19 protein-coding genes and 1 rRNA gene are annotated in these 21,660 nt (G+C 73.3%); 3 read left to right on the forward strand and 17 right to left on the reverse strand.

Annotated features, from left to right (window positions below):
* Window positions 1-57: 57 nt before the first annotated feature.
* From MY526_RS24995 to MY526_RS25065, 15 genes are all read right to left on the reverse strand, one after another.
* A complete protein-coding gene (locus MY526_RS24995) occupies window positions 58-1,719 on the reverse strand; it encodes a glycoside hydrolase family 13 protein (RefSeq protein ID WP_436705317.1) in 1,662 nt (553 codons plus the stop codon).
* 125 nt (window positions 1,720-1,844) lie between these two features.
* Complete coding sequence (locus MY526_RS25000) at window positions 1,845-3,119, reverse strand: ABC transporter ATP-binding protein (RefSeq protein WP_436691235.1); 1,275 nt, start codon at window positions 3,117-3,119, stop codon at window positions 1,845-1,847.
* A gap of 65 nt (window positions 3,120-3,184) precedes the next feature.
* On the reverse strand, window positions 3,185-4,018 hold the full coding sequence (locus tag MY526_RS25005; RefSeq protein ID WP_436691233.1) for a carbohydrate ABC transporter permease: 834 nt from the start codon (window positions 4,016-4,018) through the stop codon (window positions 3,185-3,187).
* The gene (locus MY526_RS25010) at window positions 4,018-4,980 is read right to left on the reverse strand and encodes a carbohydrate ABC transporter permease (RefSeq protein WP_436691231.1); all 963 of its coding nucleotides are present in this window, start codon (window positions 4,978-4,980) and stop codon (window positions 4,018-4,020) included. Before MY526_RS25010 ends, MY526_RS25005 begins: the two co-directional genes overlap by 1 nt.
* Window positions 4,977-6,227 (reverse strand): extracellular solute-binding protein, encoded by a 1,251-nt coding sequence (locus tag MY526_RS25015; protein WP_436691229.1) that lies wholly within the window; start codon window positions 6,225-6,227, stop codon window positions 4,977-4,979. Before MY526_RS25015 ends, MY526_RS25010 begins: the two co-directional genes overlap by 4 nt.
* A gap of 250 nt (window positions 6,228-6,477) precedes the next feature.
* On the reverse strand, window positions 6,478-7,719 hold the full coding sequence (locus MY526_RS25020; protein WP_436691227.1) for a DUF4032 domain-containing protein: 1,242 nt from the start codon (window positions 7,717-7,719) through the stop codon (window positions 6,478-6,480).
* 105 nt (window positions 7,720-7,824) lie between these two features.
* Window positions 7,825-8,430, reverse strand: coding sequence for a TetR/AcrR family transcriptional regulator (locus MY526_RS25025; RefSeq protein WP_436705318.1), 606 nt, complete (start codon window positions 8,428-8,430; stop codon window positions 7,825-7,827).
* Between the two features lie 73 nt (window positions 8,431-8,503).
* A complete protein-coding gene (locus MY526_RS25030) occupies window positions 8,504-8,902 on the reverse strand; it encodes a helix-turn-helix domain-containing protein (RefSeq protein WP_436691223.1) in 399 nt (132 codons plus the stop codon).
* A 259-nt stretch (window positions 8,903-9,161) separates the two neighbouring features.
* Entirely contained in the window at window positions 9,162-9,824 is a 663-nt protein-coding gene (gene pgsA, locus MY526_RS25035) for a CDP-diacylglycerol--glycerol-3-phosphate 3-phosphatidyltransferase (RefSeq protein ID WP_436691221.1), read from the reverse strand.
* Window positions 9,825-9,897: 73 nt separating this feature from the next.
* A complete protein-coding gene (gene rimO / locus MY526_RS25040; protein WP_436705319.1) occupies window positions 9,898-11,325 on the reverse strand; it encodes a 30S ribosomal protein S12 methylthiotransferase RimO in 1,428 nt (475 codons plus the stop codon).
* A gap of 98 nt (window positions 11,326-11,423) precedes the next feature.
* Window positions 11,424-13,946 (reverse strand): DNA translocase FtsK 4TM domain-containing protein, encoded by a 2,523-nt coding sequence (locus tag MY526_RS25045; RefSeq protein WP_436691217.1) that lies wholly within the window; start codon window positions 13,944-13,946, stop codon window positions 11,424-11,426.
* A gap of 262 nt (window positions 13,947-14,208) precedes the next feature.
* A complete protein-coding gene (locus tag MY526_RS25050; RefSeq protein ID WP_436691215.1) occupies window positions 14,209-15,909 on the reverse strand; it encodes a ribonuclease J in 1,701 nt (566 codons plus the stop codon).
* Window positions 15,906-16,802, reverse strand: a complete 897-nt coding sequence (gene dapA / locus MY526_RS25055) for a 4-hydroxy-tetrahydrodipicolinate synthase (RefSeq protein WP_436705320.1) — start codon at window positions 16,800-16,802, stop codon at window positions 15,906-15,908. The genes MY526_RS25050 and dapA overlap by 4 nt, the downstream gene beginning before the upstream one ends.
* A 9-nt stretch (window positions 16,803-16,811) precedes the next feature.
* Window positions 16,812-17,339: a dihydrofolate reductase gene (locus MY526_RS25060; RefSeq protein ID WP_436691211.1), complete on the reverse strand. Its 528-nt coding sequence runs from the start codon at window positions 17,337-17,339 to the stop codon at window positions 16,812-16,814.
* Window positions 17,336-18,154: a thymidylate synthase gene (locus tag MY526_RS25065; RefSeq protein ID WP_436691209.1), complete on the reverse strand. Its 819-nt coding sequence runs from the start codon at window positions 18,152-18,154 to the stop codon at window positions 17,336-17,338. Before MY526_RS25065 ends, MY526_RS25060 begins: the two co-directional genes overlap by 4 nt.
* An 89-nt stretch (window positions 18,155-18,243) precedes the next feature.
* Here MY526_RS25065 and MY526_RS25070 point away from each other — a divergent pair, with 89 nt between their 5' ends.
* Complete coding sequence (locus MY526_RS25070) at window positions 18,244-18,651, forward strand: YkvA family protein (protein ID WP_436705321.1); 408 nt, start codon at window positions 18,244-18,246, stop codon at window positions 18,649-18,651.
* Window positions 18,652-18,660: 9 nt separating this feature from the next.
* Here MY526_RS25070 and MY526_RS25075 read toward each other — a convergent pair whose 3' ends face one another.
* On the reverse strand, window positions 18,661-19,872 hold the full coding sequence (locus tag MY526_RS25075) for a winged helix-turn-helix domain-containing protein (protein ID WP_436691205.1): 1,212 nt from the start codon (window positions 19,870-19,872) through the stop codon (window positions 18,661-18,663).
* 58 nt (window positions 19,873-19,930) lie between these two features.
* Here MY526_RS25075 and MY526_RS25080 point away from each other — a divergent pair, with 58 nt between their 5' ends.
* Window positions 19,931-20,518: an N-acetyltransferase family protein gene (locus MY526_RS25080; RefSeq protein WP_436705322.1), complete on the forward strand. Its 588-nt coding sequence runs from the start codon at window positions 19,931-19,933 to the stop codon at window positions 20,516-20,518.
* Window positions 20,515-21,180, forward strand: a complete 666-nt coding sequence (locus MY526_RS25085) for a DUF2461 domain-containing protein (protein ID WP_436691201.1) — start codon at window positions 20,515-20,517, stop codon at window positions 21,178-21,180. Before MY526_RS25080 ends, MY526_RS25085 begins: the two co-directional genes overlap by 4 nt.
* 255 nt (window positions 21,181-21,435) lie before the next feature.
* On the opposite strand, the gene rrf is transcribed toward MY526_RS25085, so the two are convergent.
* Window positions 21,436-21,552, reverse strand: a 5S ribosomal RNA gene (gene rrf, locus MY526_RS25090).
* Between the last annotated feature and the right edge of the window lie 108 nt (window positions 21,553-21,660).

Consider the following 21,660-nt stretch of genomic DNA (forward strand, 5'->3'; position numbering starts at 1 on the left):
CCCGTCCTCTGCGGAAACGTCATCTGGACGCTCCCGCACGGACGGGGTCAACGGCTATCAGCTGTAGCCGGTCACGAGCCAGGCCGCGGTGTCCGGTGGCAGGGCGTCGCCGTCGTCCCCGCTGCGGAGGACCGGACGTCCGAGGCCGGCCAGCGGGAGGGGGCGGGCCGACATGTTCACCACGCACCGGAACGCCGGTCCGCGGTCGAAGGCCACGATGTCGGGTCCGAGCTCGTGCCAGGTCAGGGGTGCGTCGTCCGCGAGACCGTGCAGTGACCGGCGCAGCCGCAGCGCATCGCGGTACAGCGAGAGCGTGGACGACGGGTCCTCCCGCTGCGCGGCGACGGTGAGCCCGCGCCACGACTCCGGCTGGGGCAGCCACGGCTGGACGCCGTCGGCCGAGAACCCGAACGGCGGCCGGTCCCCCGACCAGGGCAGCGGCACCCGGCAGCCGTCCCGGCCGCGGGCCGTGCGACCCGAGCGCTCCCAGGTGGGGTCCTGCAGGACCTCCTCGGGGAGGTCCTCCACCTCCGGCAGCCCGAGCTCCTCGCCCTGGTACAGGTAGGCCCCACCCGGCAGCGCCAGCGTCAGGAGCGCGGCGGCCCGGGCCCGGCGCAGCCCCAGTTCCAGGTCCGCGGGCGCCGACGCGTCGAAGCCCATCGTGGCGGCGCCGCTGCTGACGCGGCCGAAGCGGGTGACGTGCCGGGTCTCGTCGTGGCTCGACAGCACCCAGGTGGCCGGGGCGCCGACCGGCGCCAGCGCGGCGAGCGTCCCCTCGATGACCGCACGGATGCTGCCGGCGTCCCAGGGTGCCTTCAGGTAGTCGAAGTTGAAGGTGGTGTGCAGCTCGTCCGGCCGCACGTACCGGCTGAGCCGCTCGGGGCCGTTCACCACGGCCTCGGAGACGAAGAGACGGTCGCCGTCGTAGGTGTCCCCGATCCGGCGCCAGCGGCGGAAGATCTCGTGCACCTCGTCGACGTCCCAGTGCGGGTTGTCGACCCAGGCGCTCGACTCGAACAGCGCGCCGGGCCGGTGACCGGCGTCCGGCAGGCCCGGCAGCTTCGCCATCGCCGGCGCGGCGTCGACCCGGATGCCGTCGACGCCGCGGTCCAGCCAGAACCGGAGGATGTCGTCGAACTCCTCCTGGACCGTGACGTCGTCCCAGTCGAGGTCCGGCTGTTCCGGGGCGAACAGGTGCAGGTACCACTGCCCGGGACGGCCGTCGGGCTCCGTCACGCGGGTCCAGGCCCGGCCGCCGAACGCGCTGATCCAGTCGTTGGGCGGTTCGGCGCCCCCCGCCCGACCGTCGCGGAAGAAGTAGCGGGCCCGCTCCGGCGCACCGGGGCCGCCGGCCACGGCCGCCGCGAACCACGGGTGCTCGGCGGAGGTGTGGTTGGCCACCAGGTCGATGACGACCCGCAGACCCGCGGCGTGCGCCTCGGCGAGCAGCGCGTCCACGTCGGCCAGGGTGCCGACGCGGGGGTCGATGTCCCGGTAGTCGCTGACGTCGTAGCCGCCGTCGGCCATGGGCGACGGGTACCAGGGGGTGATCCAGACGGCGTCGACGCCGAGGTCGACCAGGTGCGCCAGGCGGCCGCGCAGGCCGTTCACGTCACCGAGGCCGTTCCCGTCGGAGTCGGCGAAGCTGCGCAGGTAGACCTCGTAGACGACGGCGGTCCGCCACCACGGGCGGCGTCCCTCCCCGGCGGTGGCGGGCATCGTGCTCCAGGCGTGCTCGACCCCGGCCCGGCGGACGCCGGACCGGGGGGACGTGTGGGGTTCTCGGTGGAGGTGGAGCAGCGTCGCCGGCGGCCCGGTCGGCCGCCGGCGACGCTGCTCCCGGGTCAGGCCGCGCCGGCGCGGTGCGAGCCGCCGACCGTCTGCCCCGACGCCTGCGCGTCCTGCACCTGCTCCACCCGGTCCTCCGTCGCCATCTGGGTCAGCCGGGCGCCGGCCTCGGCGTCGCGGGTGAGGTTCTCCCCCGACTGCGGGTCGAAGACGTGCACCTTGCGGCTGTCGAGCCAGAACTCCGCCTCCCGCCCCTCACGGATGCGGCTGGTGGCGTCGATCGACACGATCGCCTGGGTGCGCAGCTCCTCCGAGTCCAGCTCGCGGGACAGGTCCCGCAGCTGGTTGCGGATGACCTCCGGCGCCTCGTAGGGGATGTAGGCGTACTGCGAGTCACCCAGCCACTCGGTCACGTCGACCCGCGCCCGGAAGAGCGAGCCCACCGGCCGCTTGGCCTCGTCGACCAGCGAGGCGTCCTCGAAGTACTCCGGCCGGATGCCGACCAGGAGCAGGTCGCGGCCCTTGACCGCACTGGCACGACGCTCGTCCAGCTGCACGTGGCCGAACGGCGTCTGCAGGCGGTCGCCCTCGAGGGTGGCCGGCAGGAAGTTCATCGGCGGCGAGCCGATGAACCCGGCGACGAAGAGGTTCACCGGCTGCTCGTAGAGCTCGCGAGGAGACGCGACCTGCTGGATCTTGCCCTTGCGCAGGACGCAGACCCGGTCGCCGAGCGTCATCGCCTCGGTCTGGTCGTGGGTGACGTAGACGGTGGTGATGCCGAGCCGCCGCTGCAGCCGGGAGATCTCCGTGCGCATCTGGCCGCGCAACTTGGCGTCGAGGTTCGACAGCGGCTCGTCGAAGAGGAACGCCTCGGCCTGCCGCACGATGGCGCGTCCCATCGCGACCCGCTGCCGCTGACCGCCGGAGAGGTTGGCCGGCTTGCGCTCCAGGTGCTCCTTGAGCTCGAGCACGTCCGAGGCCTCGGTGACCCGGCGGCGGACCTCGTCGTCCGGGGTCTTGGACAGCCGGAGCGGGAAGGCGATGTTCTCGTACACCGTCATGTGCGGGTAGAGCGCGTAGTTCTGGAAGACCATCGACAGGTTGCGGTCGCGCGGCGCGAGGTCGTTGACCCGCTTCCCGCCGATGATCATGTCGCCGCTGGTGATGTCCTCGAGGCCCACGATCATCCGCAGCAGGGTGGACTTCCCGCACCCGGACGGGCCGACCAGGATCATGAACTCCCCGTCGGCGATGTCCAGGCTGACGTCGTTCACGGCGGGGAAACCGTCGCCGTACTGCTTGACGATGTTGCGCATCTCGATGGAGGCCATGGGTCTCGCCCTTCGATGAGTCGATCCACCTTCGGTGGGTCGGTCGGTGCAGAGTCTGGGAACGCTCAGCCCTTGACAGCGCCGTTGGTCAGGCCGGCGACGATGCGCCGCTGGAACAGGAGCACCAGCACGACGACCGGGATGGTCACGACGACCGCGGCCGCGGCGATCACCGTGGTGGGATCCTCGAACTGCGACGCGCCCGAGAACAGGCCGAGCGCCGCCGGAACCGGGCGCGACGCGTCGGTCGACGTCAGCGAGATGCCGTAGGCGAAGTCGTTCCACGCGATGAAGAACGCGATGATCGCCGTCGTGAAGACGCCGGGGGCGGCCAGCGGCACGATGACGCGGCGGAAGGCCTGCCACGTCGTGGCGCCGTCGACCTGCGCGGCCTGCTCCATCTCCCACGGGATCTCGCGGAAGAAGGCCGACATGGTCCAGATGGAGATGGGCAGCGTCAGGGACAGGTACGGGATGATCAGGCCCAGCCACGTGTCGTAGAGACCGATCTGCCGCCAGACGTTGAACAGCGGCGTGACGATCGAGATCACCGGGAAGATCGCCACGGCGAGGGCGGTGGACAGGATCAGCTTCTTGCCCGGGAAGTCCAGCCGTGCGATGGCGTAGGCCGCGAACATCGACAGCAGGCAGGAGACCGCCGTCGCGATGAGGCAGATGCCGAACGAGTTGCGCAGCGCCGGCAGGAACAGGTCCGCCGCCGACCCGGTGAAGATCTCCTGGTAGTTGCTCCAGGACGCATCCGTGGGGAGGAACGACGCGTTGGAGACGTCGGCGGGCGCCTTGAACGACAGCGAGATGATCCAGGCGATCGGGAACAGGCAGTAGATGATGATCAGCGCCCCGCCGAGCCACCACCACACCTTCGACCTGGTGGACATCAGCGCTCTCCCCTCGTCTGGGCCAGATCGACTTTGAACCCCTTGATGAACCCGAACGCGATGAGCACGACGGCGAGGAACAGGAGCACCGAGACCGCCGACCCCAGCCCGATCTCGACACGGGTGATGGTCTGCCGATAGGCGAGGAAGGACACCGATTCCGTCCCGTTCGCACCGGCGGTCATGATGAAGATGCTGTCGAAGATCCGGAACGCGTCGAGGGTGCGGAACAGCAGCGCCACCATGATGGCGGCCTTCATGTTCGGGATGGTGACCCGCCACAGACGTTGCCACGCGGTGGCGCCGTCGACCTTGGCCGCCTCCTGGAGGACCTCCGGCACCTGCGCGAGGCCGGCGAGCAGCAGGAGCGAGATGAAGGGTGTGGTCTTCCAGATCTCGGCCAGGCAGATCACCAGCAGCGAGGTCCACCGTTCGCCGAACCAGTCGGTGTCCGCAGCGACGCCGGGCAGCCAGGCGAACCAGCTGTTGACGAATCCCGTGTTGACGTCGAACGCGAACTGCCAGGCGTAGGCGGACACGACCGTGATGACCGCGTACGGGATGAGGATCGCCGCACGCAGCACCGGCCGCAGGGACCGGAGCGCCTTCGCCATGACGAAGGCCAGCGCGAAGCCCAGGACGAGTTCCACGAGGACGGTGACCACGGTGATGAACACCGTCACCCAGATCGCCTGCCACCACAGCCCGTCGCTCAGCACGACCCAGTAGTTCTGCAGGCCGTTGAACGACCGGTTCTCCGGGTCGGTGAGCCGGTAGGAGAACAGCGAGTCGTAGACCGCCTGCATGATCGGGTAGGCGGTCACGAGGAGCATCACGATGAATGCCGGCCCGGCCAGCAACCAGCCGAGCTTGCGTTCGGCGCGTGACCTGTCGGAGAGCCCGTGCGGGGGCGCCGACACCGGTTGCGTCTTCTCCCGCGGCGGGAGCGTCGTCGAGCTCACAGCAACTCCTCCCCAGCGAGAACCGCAGTGATCAGGTCAGTGGCCTGCTCGGGTGTCTGCTCCGGGTCGACCGAGTCCGGCGGGTGGTACTCGCGCTGGATCGACCCGGAGACCTCGCTGTAGTACGGCGTCAGCGGTCGGGGGGCCGCGAGCTCGAGCGACTCCCGGATCACCGGCGCCTGCGGGAACACCTCGATGACCTCGGGGTCGTCGTACACCGAGGCCTTGGCCGCGGGGTTGCCGTTGGTCGTGAAGTAGTAGGCCTGGTTCTCCTCGGAGACGATGCACTCGGCCGCCTCGAAGGCGAAGTCGACGTTCTCCGCGAAGGCGCCGATCCCGAGGTTGATGCCGCCGTACGGTGGCGCGCTGGGCTGGTCCGCGTCGACGCGTGGGTAGAGGGCCCAGCCGTAGTCGTCGGGGACGTCGGGCTCCATCGTGCCGGCCTCGACGGCGCTGAGGGCGCGGGGCCAGACGAACGGCCAGTTGACCATGAAGCCGCCGCTCTCGCCCTCGAACTGGGTGGCGTTGGAGTCCTCGTTGGCGGTGGAGAAGGCCGCGCCGGTGGTCCCGGACTCGGCTACGCTGCGCATGACCTCTGCGGCGCGCGTCCCCGCATCGGAGACGAGACCGAACTCGTAGTCCTCGGGAGCGTCGGCCTGCTCCTCGATGATCGAGCCGCCGGCCGACTCGGTGAGCGCGTTCACCCACACCGTGAGGGACTCCGAGCGGATGCCCTGGGCGCTGACGGTCGTCCCCGTCGACCTGGCCGCCTCGACGATCTGATCCCACGTGACGGGCTGCTCCATGTCGAGGCCGGCGGCCTCGACGACCGACTTGCGGTACCAGAGCAGCTGCGTGTTGGCCCAGAACGGGATCGCGACGAGCTCCTCGTTCCACGTCGAGCCCTCGATGGCGCTCTGCACGACGTCCTCGGTGACCCGCTCGGCGACGTCGTCCGGCACCGGGGCCAGGAACCCGGCCTGAGCGAACTCCGGGATGTAGGGCGGGTCCAGGCTCATGATGTCGATGGAGCTGTCCTCGGCGGCGAGACGCCGGACGAGCTGCTCCCGCTGCGAGGGCGAGTCGCGCGGCAGCTGCGAGACCTCGATCGTGTACCGGCCATCCGCCTGCTCCGTGCAGCGCGAGGCGATCTCGGCCTGGCCACCGGAATCCGGGTTGATGTACCAGGTCAGCGCGGAGGCGCCGCCGCCGCTACCGCCGCAGGCCGCCAGAGTGCCGCTGGCCACGAGCGCCGCGGCGGTGCCGGCGAGGCCGCGCCGCCGGCTGCTCCCTCGTCCGTGTCGTGGCCGGCTACCGGGATGGACGGGCACGGTCATCGCCTCCGTTGGCTTCGGACGCCGGTCGGTCACCCAGCGACTTGGAGCGTGGTGCAGGTCACGGGGGGTGTCAATTCGAAGCGGTGCGGATCCGGCTGATCGCGACCTGACCGAGACGTCCTGGCGTGTCGCGTCGGCATGTCGGCGCCCGGGACGGTGCTCAGCCGTCCTTGCCCAGGCCCGCGATCACCGACGGTGTGGTCATCTCCTTGGGGGTCCGGGGCAGCACGGTGTCGACGTAGGAGCGCGCCGCGGCCGTCGTCCCGACGTCGCGGCCGGCCTTCTCGGACAGGAACCACCGGTGCTCGAGCACCTCGTGGAACACCTGGGCCGGCGCGAGCCGGCCGGCCAGCTCGGGCGGGATGGCGTCGACCACCGGCTGGTACACCTCGGCCAGCCAGCGGTAGCCGGCGACGGTCTCGGCGACCGGGCCGCCGGCCTTCTGCTCCAGGTAGGCGCGGAAGGCACGCAGATCGTTGAGCAGCCGCCGGGCCTGGTTCTCCTGCACCTCCAGCCCGGTCAACCGGAACAGCTCCCGGCGGTGCTGCCCCGGCTCGGCCACGCGGGTCTCCACCCGCAGCTTCACCCCGCCGTCGGGCAGCGTGATCAGCTCGACCTCGCCGACGTCGAACCCCAGGTCGTTGAGCCGGCGCAACCGCTCGGCCACCCGGTAGCGCTGCTCGTCCCGCCGGAAGACCTCCTCGCGGGTCACCTCGTCCCAGAGCGCCTCGTACCGCGGGGGCAGGCTGTCGGCGAGCTCGATCGGGTCGCAGCCCGCGGGGAGGAGCTCGCCGAACTGCAGGTCGAGCAGCTCGGCACCCACCCGCTCCCGGGCGAGGTCGACGTCGTAGGCCCGCTGGCCGCGGGACAGCTGCGGGTGGCGTTCGGCGGTCTCGGCGTCCACCAGGTAGGCCGCGAGCGTGCCGGCGTCGAGCCGGAAGAGGGTGTTGGACAGCGAGCAGTCGCCCCAGAACACCCCCGCGAGGTGCAGCCGGACGAGCAGCACGACCATCGTGTCCAGCAGCTGGTCGGCGGAGTGCTCGCCGTGCGGCCGGGAGAACAGGTACCGGTAGGACATCGAGTACTCGAGGTACCGGGTGACCAGGATGGCGTCCTGCCCGTGCGGCCGGTCGACGCAGATGCCGAGGACCGAGACCGACGGCAGGCCCTCCTCCTCGAACTCACCGAGGAGGGCGTACTCGTGCCGCGCCAGCGACTCGGCGATCTCCTTGAGTGCGAAGACCTGGCCCTGCTCGGCGACGAAGCGCACGACGTGCCGGGAGATGCCGCGTTGCGGCACCTCGAGCAGCAGCTCCGGGTCCCACTCCTCGAGCGGTTCGTTCCACGGCAGGGTGAGCAACCCGTGGCCGTCGGTGCCGGGCGGGCGGAACAGGTACCGCATGGCGACCTCCGTCGGCGGCCGGCAGCCGGTCGCCGCTGGGGGACAGCGGCGTCGGACTGTCACGATGCCATGCCGCTCCGCGCGCCGCGCGCCGCCGTCGGGGGGTCAGGACGGGGGTGCGGTCGCGTCCACCAGCACGGCGAGGCGGTCCGCCGCGGCGGCCCTCGCGGCGGGCTCGCCCGGCTGGAGGACGACCCCCACCAGCCAGTGCGCGATCAGGTCGGCGGTGGCCGGGTCGGTCCCCAGCGCGCCTGCGATCCGCCCGACGACGTCGCTCCAGCGGGCCGGTCCGGCGGCGAGCAGGGCGGTCAGGACCTCCGGCTCGTCGGCGGCCAGCCGGCGCAGCACCGGGTGCCCGGCCAGCTCGTCGGCGAGGGCGCCCAGCGCGGCAGCCGGGGGCAGGCCGGCGACGAGTGCGGTCAGCCGGTCCAGCTCCGCGGCGAGCAGGGCGCGGGCGACCTCGTCCTTGGTGCGGAAGTGGTTGTACAGCGTCGCCTTGGCCACCCCGGCCGCGCCGGCGACGGATTGCATGGTGCTGCGGCGCAGGCCCCGACCGGCGAACGCGTGCGCCGCCCCGTCGAGCAGGCCGGCGCGGGTCCGGTTCATGGCGTTGCCGGCGCGGGTGTGCGCACCGGGCCGGTGCGCCGGGCCGGGCGGTGCCCAGTCCGGGGGCAGCGCGGGATCCGGGGAGAGCGGGCCGACCGTCGCCATGGGTCCCTGTCTGGCACCGGGGCGGCGGCGAGTCAAGGAGGCCGGCACCGGGGCCGGCCGTGTCGGGGCGTGCCTAGGCGGCCAGCGAGACCGCCTCGCCCGGGCGCGCGCCGGGGCGGGCCGGTGCACCGACGAGGGCCAGGGCCGGCTCGGCGGCCGCCTGCTCCGCGGACTGCGCGGGCACCTGCTGCTCGTCCGGCGACCCCCCGGTCGCGGGGACCAGCGGGCGGACCCGGACGTCGTCCCCGCGCAGGCCGAGGCTGACCTCGGCCAACAGGTCGGCGAGCTCGACGTCGAGGGCGTCGCAGATGGAGGCCAGCAGTTCGGAGGAGGCCTCCTTCTGCCCGCGTTCCACCTCGGAGAGGTAGCCCAGGCTCACCCGGGCGGCTCCGGAGACGTCGCGCAGCGTCCGCCGCTGACGCAGCCGGTGGCCGCGCAGGGTCGTCCCGAGCTGGGTGCGCAGCAGCGTCATGGCCGTCTCCTGTCCTGCCTGTGCGGAAGCGGCGGCTCCCGGAGGGTGCCGTGCGCTCACGGTACGCGGCGCCACCGACAGGCACCGCGCCATCCCCGGCGCGTCCGCTCTGGGCGTAACGCCGTGCTCGGAGGCTGTCTTCCGGGGCGCCCCCTCCCGGGTCCCGCCCTCAGCCCGCGGAGGGTCGACGGACCCGTCCCGGGCCCCGCCGCGAGCCTGCGAGCGGTGGGGAGGACGGGGTCCTCCTCGGGGTCCCCTCTCAGGCGGCGGCGTCGCTGCGCGAGCCGCCGGTCGGGCCCGCGGCGCGGCGCGCGGCGGCGGCGCGCATGGCCCGGGCGCTGGTCCGGCGCAGCGTCAGCGCGCGGTAGACGTAGTCCAGCCCGGTCACCACGGTGAGCACCAGCGCCACCGCCATGACCCACCACCGGACACTGGCCAGCACGCCCTCCAGCGGCAGGATGTAGAGCCCGATCGCCAGCGCCTGGACGACGGTCTTGGCCTTGCCGCCCCGGCTGGCCGCGATCACACCGTGCCGGATCACCCAGAACCGCAGCAGGGTGACCCCGACCTCGCGGACGACGATCACCAGCGTCACCCACCAGGTCACCAGCGACAGGGCCGACAGCGCGATGAGCGCGGTGCCGGTCAGCGCCTTGTCCGCGATCGGGTCGGCCAGCTTGCCGAACTCGGTGACCTGGCCGGTGCGGCGGGCGATCATCCCGTCGTAGCGGTCGGTGATGATGGCCAGCGCGAAGAACAGCGTGGCCCAGTACCGCTGCGACTCGTCGGTACCGCCGTCGGTGAGCAGCAGGACGGCGAAGACCGGCACCACGGCCAGCCGCAGCACGGTCAGCGCGTTCGGCAGGTTGAGCACCCGCACCGACTGCGGCGGGGTGGCGGCCGGGTCCGCCGGTGCGCTCATACGGCCTCCTCGGTGGCGCTCGTCGCCCGCGTCCGCGGCGCTGCGGTGCCCGTCAGCGGGGTCGCGGGCGCGCTCACCGGGCCACCGCGGGCACCAGCGCGGTGGCGACCAGGTCCACGCCGTCGGTGCCGACGACCTCGGCGGCGACCAGTCCACCGGCGACCGCACCGGCGGGCACCCCGGTCACCGTCGTCGTCCCGTCGGCGTCGGGGTCCTGGTGGGCGGCGTGGCCCAGCCACGTGCCCTCCCCCTCCTCGGCCGCGAGGTCGTCGGTGAGCAGCACCTCGACCCGCTCACCGACCCGGTCCTCGGCCCGCTGGGCGGTGAGCTCCTCCACCAGGTCGGTGATCCGACGGACCCGGGCGTCGATCTCGGTCTGGTCGAGCTTGCCGGGCAGGGTCACCGCCTCGGTGCCCTCCTCGTCGGAGTATCCGAAGACGCCGACCGCGTCCAGCCGGCCCGCCACCAGGAACCGCTCGAGCTCGGCGACGTCGTCCTCGGTCTCCCCCGGGAAGCCGAGGATGACGTTGGTGCGGAAGCCGGCGGTGGGCGCCATCGCCCGGGCCCGCTCGATCAGCGCGAGGAAGTCCTCGGTGCCGCCGAACCGGCGCATCCGGCGCAGCAGCGACGGCGAGGAGTGCTGGAAGGACAGGTCGAAGTAGGGCGCGATGCGCTCGGTCGACGCGATGGCCTCCAGCAGCCCCGGCCGCAGTTCCGCCGGCTGGAGGTAGGCGACCCGCACCCGGGCGAGGCCCTCGACCGCGGCCAGCTGCGGCAGCAGCTGCTCGAGGAGGCGCAGGTTCCCGAGGTCCTTGCCGTAGGAGGTGGAGTTCTCGCTGACCAGCACCAGCTCGGTGACGCCCTGGCTCGCCAGCCACTGCGCCTCGCCGAGCACCTCGGCGGGCGGGCGGGAGACGAAGGAGCCGCGAAAGGTGGGGATGGCGCAGAAGGCGCAGCGCCGGTCGCACCCGCTGGCCAGCTTCAGCGCGGCGGACGGACCGCTCGCCAGCCGGCGACGCTGCAGCCAGCCGTGGCCGGGGATCGCCGGGGCGTCGTCGGCGCCGACGGCGGTGGTGCGGGCGGCGGGGCTGATCGGCAGCAGGGTGCGCCGGTCCCGGGGGTCGTGCGGTACCAGCGGGCGCCCGGTGAGGACGTCGTCGAGCCGGTCCCCGATCGCGGTGTAGTCGTCGAAGCCGAGGACCGTCGCCTCGGGCAGCGCGCCGGCGAGCTCCGAGCCGTACCGCTCGGCCATGCACCCGACCGCGATCACCTCGGCCCCGGAGTCGGTGGCGGCGAGGATCGCGTCGACGGAGTCCTTCTTGGCCGACTCGATGAAGCCGCAGGTGTTCACCAGGACGGCGTCGGCGTCGTCGGCGTCCGCGACCAGCTCGTAGCCGTCGGCGGCCAGGCGGCCCGCCAGCTCCTCGGAGTCGACCTCGTTGCGGGCGCACCCGAGGGTCACCACCGCCACTCTGCGGGCAGGGTCGGGCGGAGGTGTCACCGGCCCATCGTAGTCGGCGGGCGGGGTGCACCCGGCGGAACCGGAGCGGCCCCGCTGCAGGGACCCGTCCCGGGGCGGGCGAGCGGCGGGGAGTCCTGCTACTCGCCGCCGCGCAGGGTGAACATCACCGACTCCAGCTCGTCCGGCTTCACCAGCACGTCGCGCGCCTTGGAGCCCTCCGACGGGCCGACGATGCCGCGGCTCTCCATGAGGTCCATGAGCCGGCCGGCCTTGGCGAAGCCGACCCGCAGCTTGCGCTGCAGCATCGACGTCGAGCCGAACTGGCTGGTGACCACGAGCTCCACGGCCTGCACCAGCAGCTCGAGGTCTCCGCCGATGTCCTCGTCGATCTCCTTCTTCTCGCCGGCGGCGGCGGTGAAGACCTCTTCCCGGTACTCCGGCTCGGCCTGCCGCTTGGTGAACTCGACGACCGCCTCGATCTCGGCGTCGGAGACGTAGGCGCCCTGGACGCGCATCGGCTTGCCCGCGCCGATGGGCAGGAACAGGGCGTCACCCATGCCGATGAGCTTCTCCGCGCCCGGCTGGTCGAGGATGACCCGGCTGTCGGTGAGGCTGGAGGTGGAGAACGCCAGCCGCGACGGCACGTTGGCCTTGATCAGGCCGGTGACGACGTCCACCGAGGGCCGCTGCGTGGCGAGCACGAGGTGGATGCCGGCCGCACGGGCCTTCTGGGTGATCCGGACGATCGACTCCTCGACGTCGCGCGGGGCGACCATCATGAGGTCGGCCAGCTCGTCGACGATGGCGAGGATGTACGGGTAGGGGCGGTAGACCCGCTCGCTGCCCGGCGGGGCGGTGATCTCGCCGCGCTCGACCTTGCGGTTGAAGTCGTCGATGTGCCGGACCCCGGTGGAGCGCATGTCCTGGTAGCGCTGCTCCATCTCCTCGACCAGCCAGGCCAGCGCGGTGGCCGCCTTCTTGGGGTCGGTGATGATCGGCGTGATCAGGTGCGGGATGCCGTCGTAGGGCGTCAGCTCGACCATCTTCGGGTCGATGAGGATCATCCGCAGCTGCTCCGGGGTCGCCCGCAGCAGCAGCGAGGTCAGCAGCGAGTTGACGCAGCTGGACTTACCGGCACCGGTGGCGCCGGCGACCAGCAGGTGCGGCATCTTCGCCAGGTTCGCGCAGACGAACCCGCCCTCGATGTCCTTGCCCAGCCCGACCAGCATCGGGTGCGGGTCCTGCTTGGCCACCTGGGAGCGCAGCACGTCGCCCAGGCTCACCATCTCGCGGTCGACGTTGGGGACCTCGACGCCGACGGCGGACTTGCCGGGGATCGGCGCGAGGATCCGGATGTTGTCGTTGGCCACGGCGTAGGCCATGTTCTTGGTCAGCGCGGTGATCTTCTCGACCTTGACCGCCGGGCCGAGCTCGATCTCGTAGCGGGTGACGGTCGGGCCGCGGGTGAAGCTGGTGACGGCCGCGTCGACGTTGAACTGCTCGAGGACGCCGGTGATCGCCGCGATCGCCGCCTCGTTGGCCTTCGACCCCTTCTTCGGCGGGTCGCCGGGGCGCAGCACGCTGACCGAGGGCAGCGTGTACGCGCCCTCCACCGGCTCGATGCGCAGCTGCTCGGGCTCGGTGATCGGCTCGAGCGTCTCCGGCGGAGCGGTGCGGTCGACCACCGGCGGACGCGGCGCGGGCGGCCCGGACGGCGGCTCCCGGCGCACCGCCTCGGGCGCCTCGTCGAAGGCGGCGTGGTCGATGGCGGGGACGGTGTCCACCGGACCGGTGTCGGTCAGGTCGTCCATCAGCGTCCGGCGCCGCGACCGGGGACTCGGTGCCTCGAGCGACTCGTCGTCGCCCTCGTCGTCCCAGTCCTCGTCGTACTCGTCGTCGTGCGACTGGCCCAGCAGGCGGTCGCCGAGCTCGCGGAGGCGCTCGGGGATCTGGTGCACCGGCGTCGCGGTGAGCACCAGCAGCCCGAAGAACGCCATGAGGACGAGGAGGACGACGGTGACGACGCTGCCCACACCGGCGATCAGCGGCGTGCCGGCCGCCCAGCCGATCAGGCCACCGGTACCTGGGCGCCCCGCGGCCGGGGAGCCGGGCTCACCGACGACGTGCGCGATGCCGAGCACCGACACGACGACGCACAGCCAGCCGATGGTCAGCCGGCCGCGGGCCTCCGGGCGTGGGCCGCGGCGCAGCAGGCGCAGGGCGGCGAAGAACAGCACGACCGGCAGCACGAGCACCAGGGAGCCGACGACCCAGCGCACCCCGTCGGCGAGCGCGGCGCCGACCGGTCCGATGCCGTTGGTCCAGGCCGCCGCGCCGAGCACGACGGCCAGGCCGAGCACGGCCAGGCCGACGCCGTCGCGGCGGTGCTCGGGCGCGAGCGGCTCGGCCTCCTCGGGGCGGGCCACCGACCGGGCCAGGCCGCCGGCGCCGCGGGCGAGCAGCGACCAGCCGCCGCTGACGACGCCCCACAGGCCGGGGCCGGACTTCCTCGGGGCCGGCTTGCGGGCGGCGGGCTTGCGCCCTCCGGCCGCCGACCGCTTCGCGGGCGGTCGCTTCTTGGACGCGGTCGACCCGGATCCGGAGCGGCCGCGCGCAGGCGACCGACCCGACGAGCGGGTCGTCGTCGTGCGAGCAGGCATGCGTCAGACGGTAAGGGCCACGGAGCCCTGACGACGGCAGGCGGACCATCGTGTCCGCCACCGACGGTCGGGGCCCGGTCACTCCCTCGACGTCGCCGGACGCCATCTGGCCGACCCCGATCACCTCGGAACCCGTCGTGCCGACCGCCGCGCGCCTCGGCGAGGTCGTCGTTGATCCACGCCCGGGTGTGGGGCTTCGACCTGCCCGCCGACGCGGACGTCACGCCGATCGAGCCGAGAGAGGACGGAGGCGGGTCCTCCGTCACACCTCGAGGACGGTGGGGATGATCATCGGACGACGGCGGTGCGTGTCGGAGACCCACTTGCCGATCGTCCGGCGGATCACCTGGGAGAGCCGGTGCGGATCGGTCTCGCCGTCGGCCAGGGTGCGCCGCAGCACGTCCTCGACCAGCTCCAGCGCCGGGTCGAACACGGCCGGGTCGTCGGCGAAACCGCGGGCGGACAGGTGGACCGGCCGCACGATGGTGCCGGTCGAGGGCTCGATGACGACGGTGAGCGCGACGAACCCCTCGTCGCCGAGGATGCGCCGCTCCTGCAGCGACTCCTCCCCCACGTCGCCGACGTTGAGGCCGTCGACGTAGACGTCGCCCACCGGCACGCTGCCCACGATCGAGGCCTTGCCGTCGACGAGGTCGACGACCACGCCGTTCTCGGCCAGCAGCACCCGGTCGGCCGCCATGCCGGTCTGCTCGGCCAGCGCGGCGTGGGCGCGCAGGTGCCGCCACTCCCCGTGCACCGGCATGAGGTGCCGGGGCTGGGCCACGTTGAGCAGCGTGCGCAGCTCGCCGGCCGGCGCGTGCCCGGAGACGTGCACCATCGCCGTCTCCTTGTGGACGACGGTCGCGCCGAGCCGGGCCAGGCCGTTGATCACCTTGTAGACGGCGGTCTCGTTGCCCGGCACCAGGGAGGAGGCGAGCACGATGGTGTCGCCGGCCTCGATCGTGACCTGGTGGTGCTCGCCGCGGGCCATGCGGCCCAGCGCCGACAGCGGCTCCCCCTGCGATCCGGTGCTGATCAGCACGACCTGCTCGGGCGGCATCGACGTCGCCTCGTCGAGGGAGACCATGAGCCCGGGCGCCACCCGCAGCACGCCGAGGTCGCGGGCCACCCCCATGTTGCGGACCATCGACCGGCCGACGAGGGCGACCTTGCGGCCGTGCATCTCCGCGGCGTCGAGGACCTGCTGGATGCGGTGCACGTGGCTGGCGAAGCTGGAGACGATCAGCCGCTGGGTCGCGCGGCGGAAGACGTCCTCGAGGACCGGGCCGATCGCCCGCTCGGAGGTGACGAAGCCGGGCACCTCGGCGTTGGTCGAGTCGGCCAGCAGCAGGTCGATGCCCTCGAGCCCGAGCCGGGCGAAGGCGCCGAGGTCGGTGAGGACGCCGTCGAGCGGCAGCTGGTCCATCTTGAAGTCGCCGGTGTGCACCAGGACGCCGGCCGGCGTGTGGACGGCGACGGCCAGCGCGTCGGGGATCGAGTGGTTGACGCTGATGAACTCGCAGTGGAAGGGCCCGGCCAGGTGGTCGTCCCCGGCGGCCACCTCCACCAGCACCGGGTCGAGCCGGTGTTCCCGCAGCTTGGCCTTGACCAGCGCCAGCGTGAACCGCGAGCCGACCAGCGGGAGGTCCTCGCGCATGCGCAGCAGGTACGGGATGGCGCCGATGTGGTCCTCGTGCCCGTGGGTGAGCACCACGGCGACGACGTCGTCCAGCCGGTGCTCGATCACGCCGAAGTCCGGGAGGATCAGGTCGACGCCGGGCTGCTCGGGCTCCGGGAAGAGGACGCCGCAGTCGATGACCAGCAGCTTGCCCTCGAACTCCAGGACGGCCATGTTGCGGCCGATCTCGCCGAGCCCGCCCAGCGCCATCACCCGCAGGCCGCCGGTCGGCAGCGCGGGCGGGGCCTGCAGGTCCAGGTGCGGCTGGGTGGCGCCCGCCGTCACAGGGCCACCCCGCCCGCGGCGAGATCCGCGCGGAGCGTGGCGACCTGTTCGGGCGTGGCGTCGACCAGCGGCGGCCGGACCGGTCCGGACGGCAGGCCGAGCTCGCGCAGGGCGGCCTTGACCAGGATGACGCCCTGGGTGCGGAAGACCCCGGTGTACACCGGCAGGAGGCTCTCGTTGACCGCCCGGGCCTTCACCAGGTCGCCGGACTCGACCGCGGCGATCAGCTCGGCCAGCCGGGACCCGACCAGGTGCCCGACGACGCTCACCACGCCGACCGCGCCGAGGGCCAGCAGCGGGAGGTTGAGCATGTCCTCGCCGCTGTAGTACGCGAGGTCGGTCCGGGCGAGGGTCCAGGCGACCGCGCCGAGGTCGCCCTTGGCGTCCTTGACCGCGACGATCCGCGGGTGCTCCGCGGCCCGGACCAGGGTCTCCACCTCGATGGGGACGACGGTCCGCGGCGGGATGTCGTAGAGCATCACCGGCAGGTCGGTCGAGTCGGCGACGGCCGTGAAGTGCCGCAGCAGGCCGGCCTGCGGGGGCTTGTTGTAGTACGGCGTCACGACCATGAGGCCGTGGGCGCCGAGCCGTTCGGCGTCCCGCGCCTTGTCGATCGAGTGGGCGGTGTCGTTGGTGCCGACTCCGGCGACGACCGTGGCGCGGTCGCCGACCGCGTCGAGCACCGCCTCGAGGACGGCGCGCTGCTCGGCGTCGCTGAGGGTCGGCGACTCCCCCGTCGTCCCGGCGATGACGAGGCCGTCGTGGCCACCCCGGTCGACCAGGTGGGCGGCCAGTTCCTGGGCCCCGGCCAGGTCGATCGAGCCGTCGTCGGCCAACGGGGTGACCATCGCCGTCAGAACGCGCCCGAAGGGCCGGGCGGGGTCGCTGGTCATGGGGAGAATCTACCGACCCGCTCCGGACGGCACGCCGCCGTCGGCGTCCCGTCGGGCGTACTCCGACACCGCGTACCGCAGCCCCGTGGTCGACGTCGACCACCCGTCCCGCGGCTCCCGGGACACCCGCCGCCACTCCGGACCGAGTTCCGGCGCCCACGTGTCACCGTCCACGTGGGTGTCGACGTCGGTGACGACGAGCCGGTCGGCGTGCGGCAGGAACGCGGCGTACACGCGGCCGCCGCCGATCACCCACAGGGGGCCGTCGTGCTCGGCGAGCACCTGCGCCACCGACCCCGCCGGGTACGCGCCGTCGGCCGCCCACGACGGATCGGAGGTCAGGACGACGTTCCGCCGCCCGGGCAGCGGCCGGAACCGCTCGGGCAGGGACTCCCAGGTGCGCCGGCCCATGACGACGGTGCCGCCCGTGGTGAGCTCGCGGAACAGCCGGAGGTCCTCGGGCAGGTGCCAGGGCAGGCCGCCGTCGGCGCCGATCACACCGCCGCGCGCCTGGGCCCAGACCAGCCCGATGGTCACACCGCGACCGCGGCGCGGATGGCCGGGTGGTGCCGGTAGTCCTTCAGCGTGAAGTGCTCGTAGGTGTAGTCGAACAGCGACGGCGCCGGGGCGAGCTCCAGGGCCGGGAACGGCAGCACCTCGCGGGACAGCTGCTCGGTGACCTGCTCGACGTGGTTGCTGTAGACGTGGCAGTCGCCGCCGACCCAGATGAAGTCACCGGGGGCGAGGCCGACCTGGTCGGCGACCATGCGGGTGAGCAGCGCGTAGCTGGCGATGTTGAACGGCACGCCCAGGAAGAGGTCGGCGCTGCGCTGGTAGAGCTGGCAGGACAGCCGGCCGTCGGCCACGTAGAACTGGAACAGGGCGTGACAGGGGGCCAGGGCCATGTCCGGCAGGGCGGCGACGTTCCACGCCGAGACCAGCATCCGCCGGGAGTCCGGGTCGCTGCGCAGCGTCTCCAGGACGGCGCCGATCTGGTCGATGTGCTCGCCCCCCGGCGCCGGCCACGAACGCCACTGCACGCCGTAGACGGGGCCCAGCTCGCCCTCCGGGGAGGCCCACTCGTCCCAGATGGTCACGCCCTTGTCGCGCAACCAGCCGACGTTGGAGTCGCCGCGGAGGAACCACAGGAGCTCGTAGGCGACCGACTTGAAGTGGACGCGCTTGGTGGTGACGAGCGGGAACCGCTCGGAGAGGTCGTAGCGCAGCCGCTCCCCGAACAGGCTCACCGTGCCGGTGCCGGTGCGGTCCTCCTTGGGGGTGCCGTGCTCGAGCACCCGGCGCAGCAGGTCCTCGTACTGGGTGTCGATCGGCCCGTCGGTTGCGCTTGCCACGCGCCCGAGACTACGGCCGGACACCGACACCGGGCCGCGACCCGGGTCACCGCGGGGTCGCTCCAGCCCCACCGGTCAGACTCGTCACCGTGGTGTGGTGGGAGGTGCCCGTGGCGGCCGCCGGAGGCCTGCTCCTGGTGTGGGGCGGTCTCCTCCTCGTGCTCTGGCGGACCCGGCCGCCGGACCTGACCGTGCACGAGGCGCTGCGCCTGCTGCCCGACCTGGTCCGGCTGGTGCGGCGGCTCGCGGCCGACCGCAGCCTGCCGCGCAGGGTCCGGTGGCGGCTCTGGGCGCTGCTGGCCTACCTGCTGTCGCCGGTCGACCTGGTGCCGGACGTCGTCCCGGTGCTCGGCTACGCCGACGACGTGGTCGTGGTGGCGCTGGCGCTGCGCTCGGTGGTGCGCAGCGCCGGCGCCGACCGGCTCCGACGGGCGTGGCCGGGAAGCCCGGCCGGGCTGGCGGTCGTGCTGCGGCTCGCCGGGCTGCCCGCGGGCTGAGTGGGTCCCTCACGCCACGGCGGCGGCGAGATCGGCGGCGAGGTCGCCCCGCTCGGCGACGGCGACCGCCTCGAGCTCCAGCCAGCCGGCCAGCAGCGCCAGTTCCTCGGCGAGCGCGGCGGCGACCTCGGCCCGGTCGACGCCCGCCTCGGCGAACGCCGACTGCACGCGCAGCACGCCCGCCTGCCGGTCGGCCTTGAGGTCGACGCGGGCGACCAGCCGGTCACCGAGCAGGAACGGGAGCACGTAGTAACCGTGCACCCGCTTGGCCGCCGGCGTGTAGATCTCCAGCCGGTAGCGGAACCCGAAGATGCGCTCGACCCGCGGCCGCTCCCACACGAGCGAGTCGAAGGGGCTCAGCAGCGCCCGGGCCCGCACCCAGCGGGGACGTCGCGCGTCCGGGTGCACCCAGGCGGGCGCTCCCCAGCCGGCGACGTCCACCGGCAGCAGCTCCCCGGCCTCGGTCAGTTCGGCGATGGCGGCGCGAGCGGCGGCCGGCCGCAGGCGGAAGTAGTCGCGGAGGTCGCGCTCGGTGGCCACGCCGAGCGCGCGGGCCGCCGTCCGGACGAGTTCCCGCACCGCCTCCGCCGGCTCGGGGGTCGGCGCCTGCACCACCGCCGTCGGCAGCACCCGCTCGGTGAGGTCGTAGACGCGCTCGAACCCCGCCGTCCGGCCGCGGGTGGTGAGGACGCCGGTGTAGAAGAGCCACTCGAGCGCCACCTTGCCGGCATGCCAGTTCCACATGCTCCCGGGCCGGTCCGGCCGGGGTTCGGCGAGGTCGCCGGCCTTGAGCGGACCGCCCTCCCGCACCCGGTCCAGCACCTCGGCCACGTAGCCCGGCCGCTCCCGCTGGATCCGCACCATCGACCCCCACGCGTGCTCCTCCGCGGCCGCCATGCGCCAGCGCAGGTACGGGTGCAGCCGGACGGGCAGGAACGACGCCTCGTGCGCCCAGTACTCGAAGACCTCCCGACGGCGGCCGGCGAGGTCGTCGAGGGCCGCCCGCCGGTAGGGGCCCAGCCGGCTGAACGCCGGCAGGTAGTGCGACCGGGACAGCACGTTCACCGAGTCGATCTGCACCACGGCGAGGCGGCCGACCGTCCGCCGCAGGTGCCGGCCGTCGACGACGGCGGTGGGGCGCGGCTCGGCGAAGCCCTGCGCCGCGAGGGCCATGCGCCGGGCGAGCGCAGCCGGGAGCCGGTCGACGGCGGGGGCGGTCACGGACGCAGATCCTGCCGGGTGGGTCCGACAGATCGGGACGGCCCCTACGCTGCCCCGCGTGGACCCGACCTCGCCGTTCCCGCGGCTGACCGGCAGCGCGGACGTGGCGGTGCGCCCGGCCCGGCCCGAGGACGCCGCGGCGATCGCGCGGGTGCAGGCGGTCACCTGGCGGACGGCGTACCGCGCCGTCCTCCCGGCCGAGGTCCTCGACGCCTGGGACGACGACGCCGTCACGACCTCGTGGCGCGCCGCGGTGACCGCCCCGCCCACACCCGCCCACGGCGTGCTGGTCGCCCTGGAGCAGGACAGCGTGGTGGGGTTCGCCGCCTACGGCCCGCCGGAACTGGGTGCCGGCGAGGCACCGCACCCGGCCGGTCCCACCACCGAGGTCGCCGCGCTGCTCGTCGAGCCCCGGTGGGGACGCCGCGGCCACGGCAGCCGGCTCCTGGCGGCGGTCGCGGACCTCGCGCGGGGCACCGGTGCGGCCCGGCTGCAGACGTGGCTGCTGGAGGAGGACCGCGCGTCGGCGGACTTCTTCGAGTCGGCCGGCTGGGGGCGGGACGGCTGGGTGCGGACGCTGGACACGGGGTCCGCGCCGCTGCGCGAGGTGCGCTGGCACGCGTTGTTGGAGGGGGCGGACGAGTGAGCTTCGAGGGGTTCCCGGACGAGGGCCTGGTCTTCTACGAGGGGCTGGAGGCCGACAACAGCAAGACCTACTGGACCCGGCACCGCGACGCCTACGACACCTGCGTGAAGGCGCCCCTGCAGGCCCTGGTCGACGAACTGGCCGGCGAGTTCGGTCCGGCGAAGCTGTTCCGCCCGTACCGCGACGTCCGCTTCAGCCATGACAAGACGCCGTACAAGACCCACCAGGGTGCCGTGGTGCACCCGGAGGGGCGCGGCACCGGCGCCTGGTACGTGCAGCTGTCGGCCGAGGGCCTGATGATCGCCGGCGGGGCCTGGCGACTGGAGTCCGACCAGGTGGCCCGCTACCGCCGCGCCGTGGCCGACGACGTCCAGGGCGGTCGCCTGAGCACCGAGGTGGAGCGGCTGAAGGGCGCCGGCTGGGAGATCGGTGGTGAGCGGCTCACCCGCGTTCCCTCCGGCTTCCCGTCGGACGGCGACCGCTCGGACCTCCTGCGCCACAAGTCGCTGCACGCGGGCCGGCGCTGGGACCCGGCCGACTGGCTGCACGACCGCCGCGCCCTCGACGAGGTGAGGGCCGGCTGGCGGGACCTCACCGCGCTCAACACCTGGCTGGCCGACAACGTGGGAGCGACCACCAAGGAGCCCCGTCCCCGCCGCTGACCCCGCCCCAACCCGTCGTTTTCCGCGGAAACCGCCGGAACAGACCGGACATCCGGTGCGGAAAGCCGCGAACGACGGCCGCGGAGCGCGCCCCCTCCTGGCCCGGCGCCCGCGCCCGGCGCCCGCCCTGTCGGCGGTTTCCGCGGAGATCGCCGGGGGGCGGGAGGTTCGGTGCGGACGGGCCCGGCCCCGGCATGGCCGGGGGGATGCGAAAGGGCCCGCAGCGCGAGGCTGCGGGCCCTTTCGGGAATGGTTGTCCGGCGGCGTCCTACTCTCCCACCCCGTCTCCGGGGCAGTACCATCGGCGCTGAGAGGCTTAGCTTCCGGGTTCGGAATGAGACCGGGCGTTTCCCTCTCGCCATGGCCGCCGTAACGCTGTGAACTTGTTCGCTCCGGGCCCCATCCGCACCGGTGTGCGGGGTGGGGGGCGGTGCGTGCGTTCAGAACCGCACAGTGGACGCGTGACATCTCTTTTTCTGT

It is taken from the genome of Geodermatophilus sp. CPCC 205761 (assembly GCF_051383655.1).
In the GTDB taxonomy this organism is placed as follows: domain Bacteria; phylum Actinomycetota; class Actinomycetes; order Mycobacteriales; family Geodermatophilaceae; genus Geodermatophilus.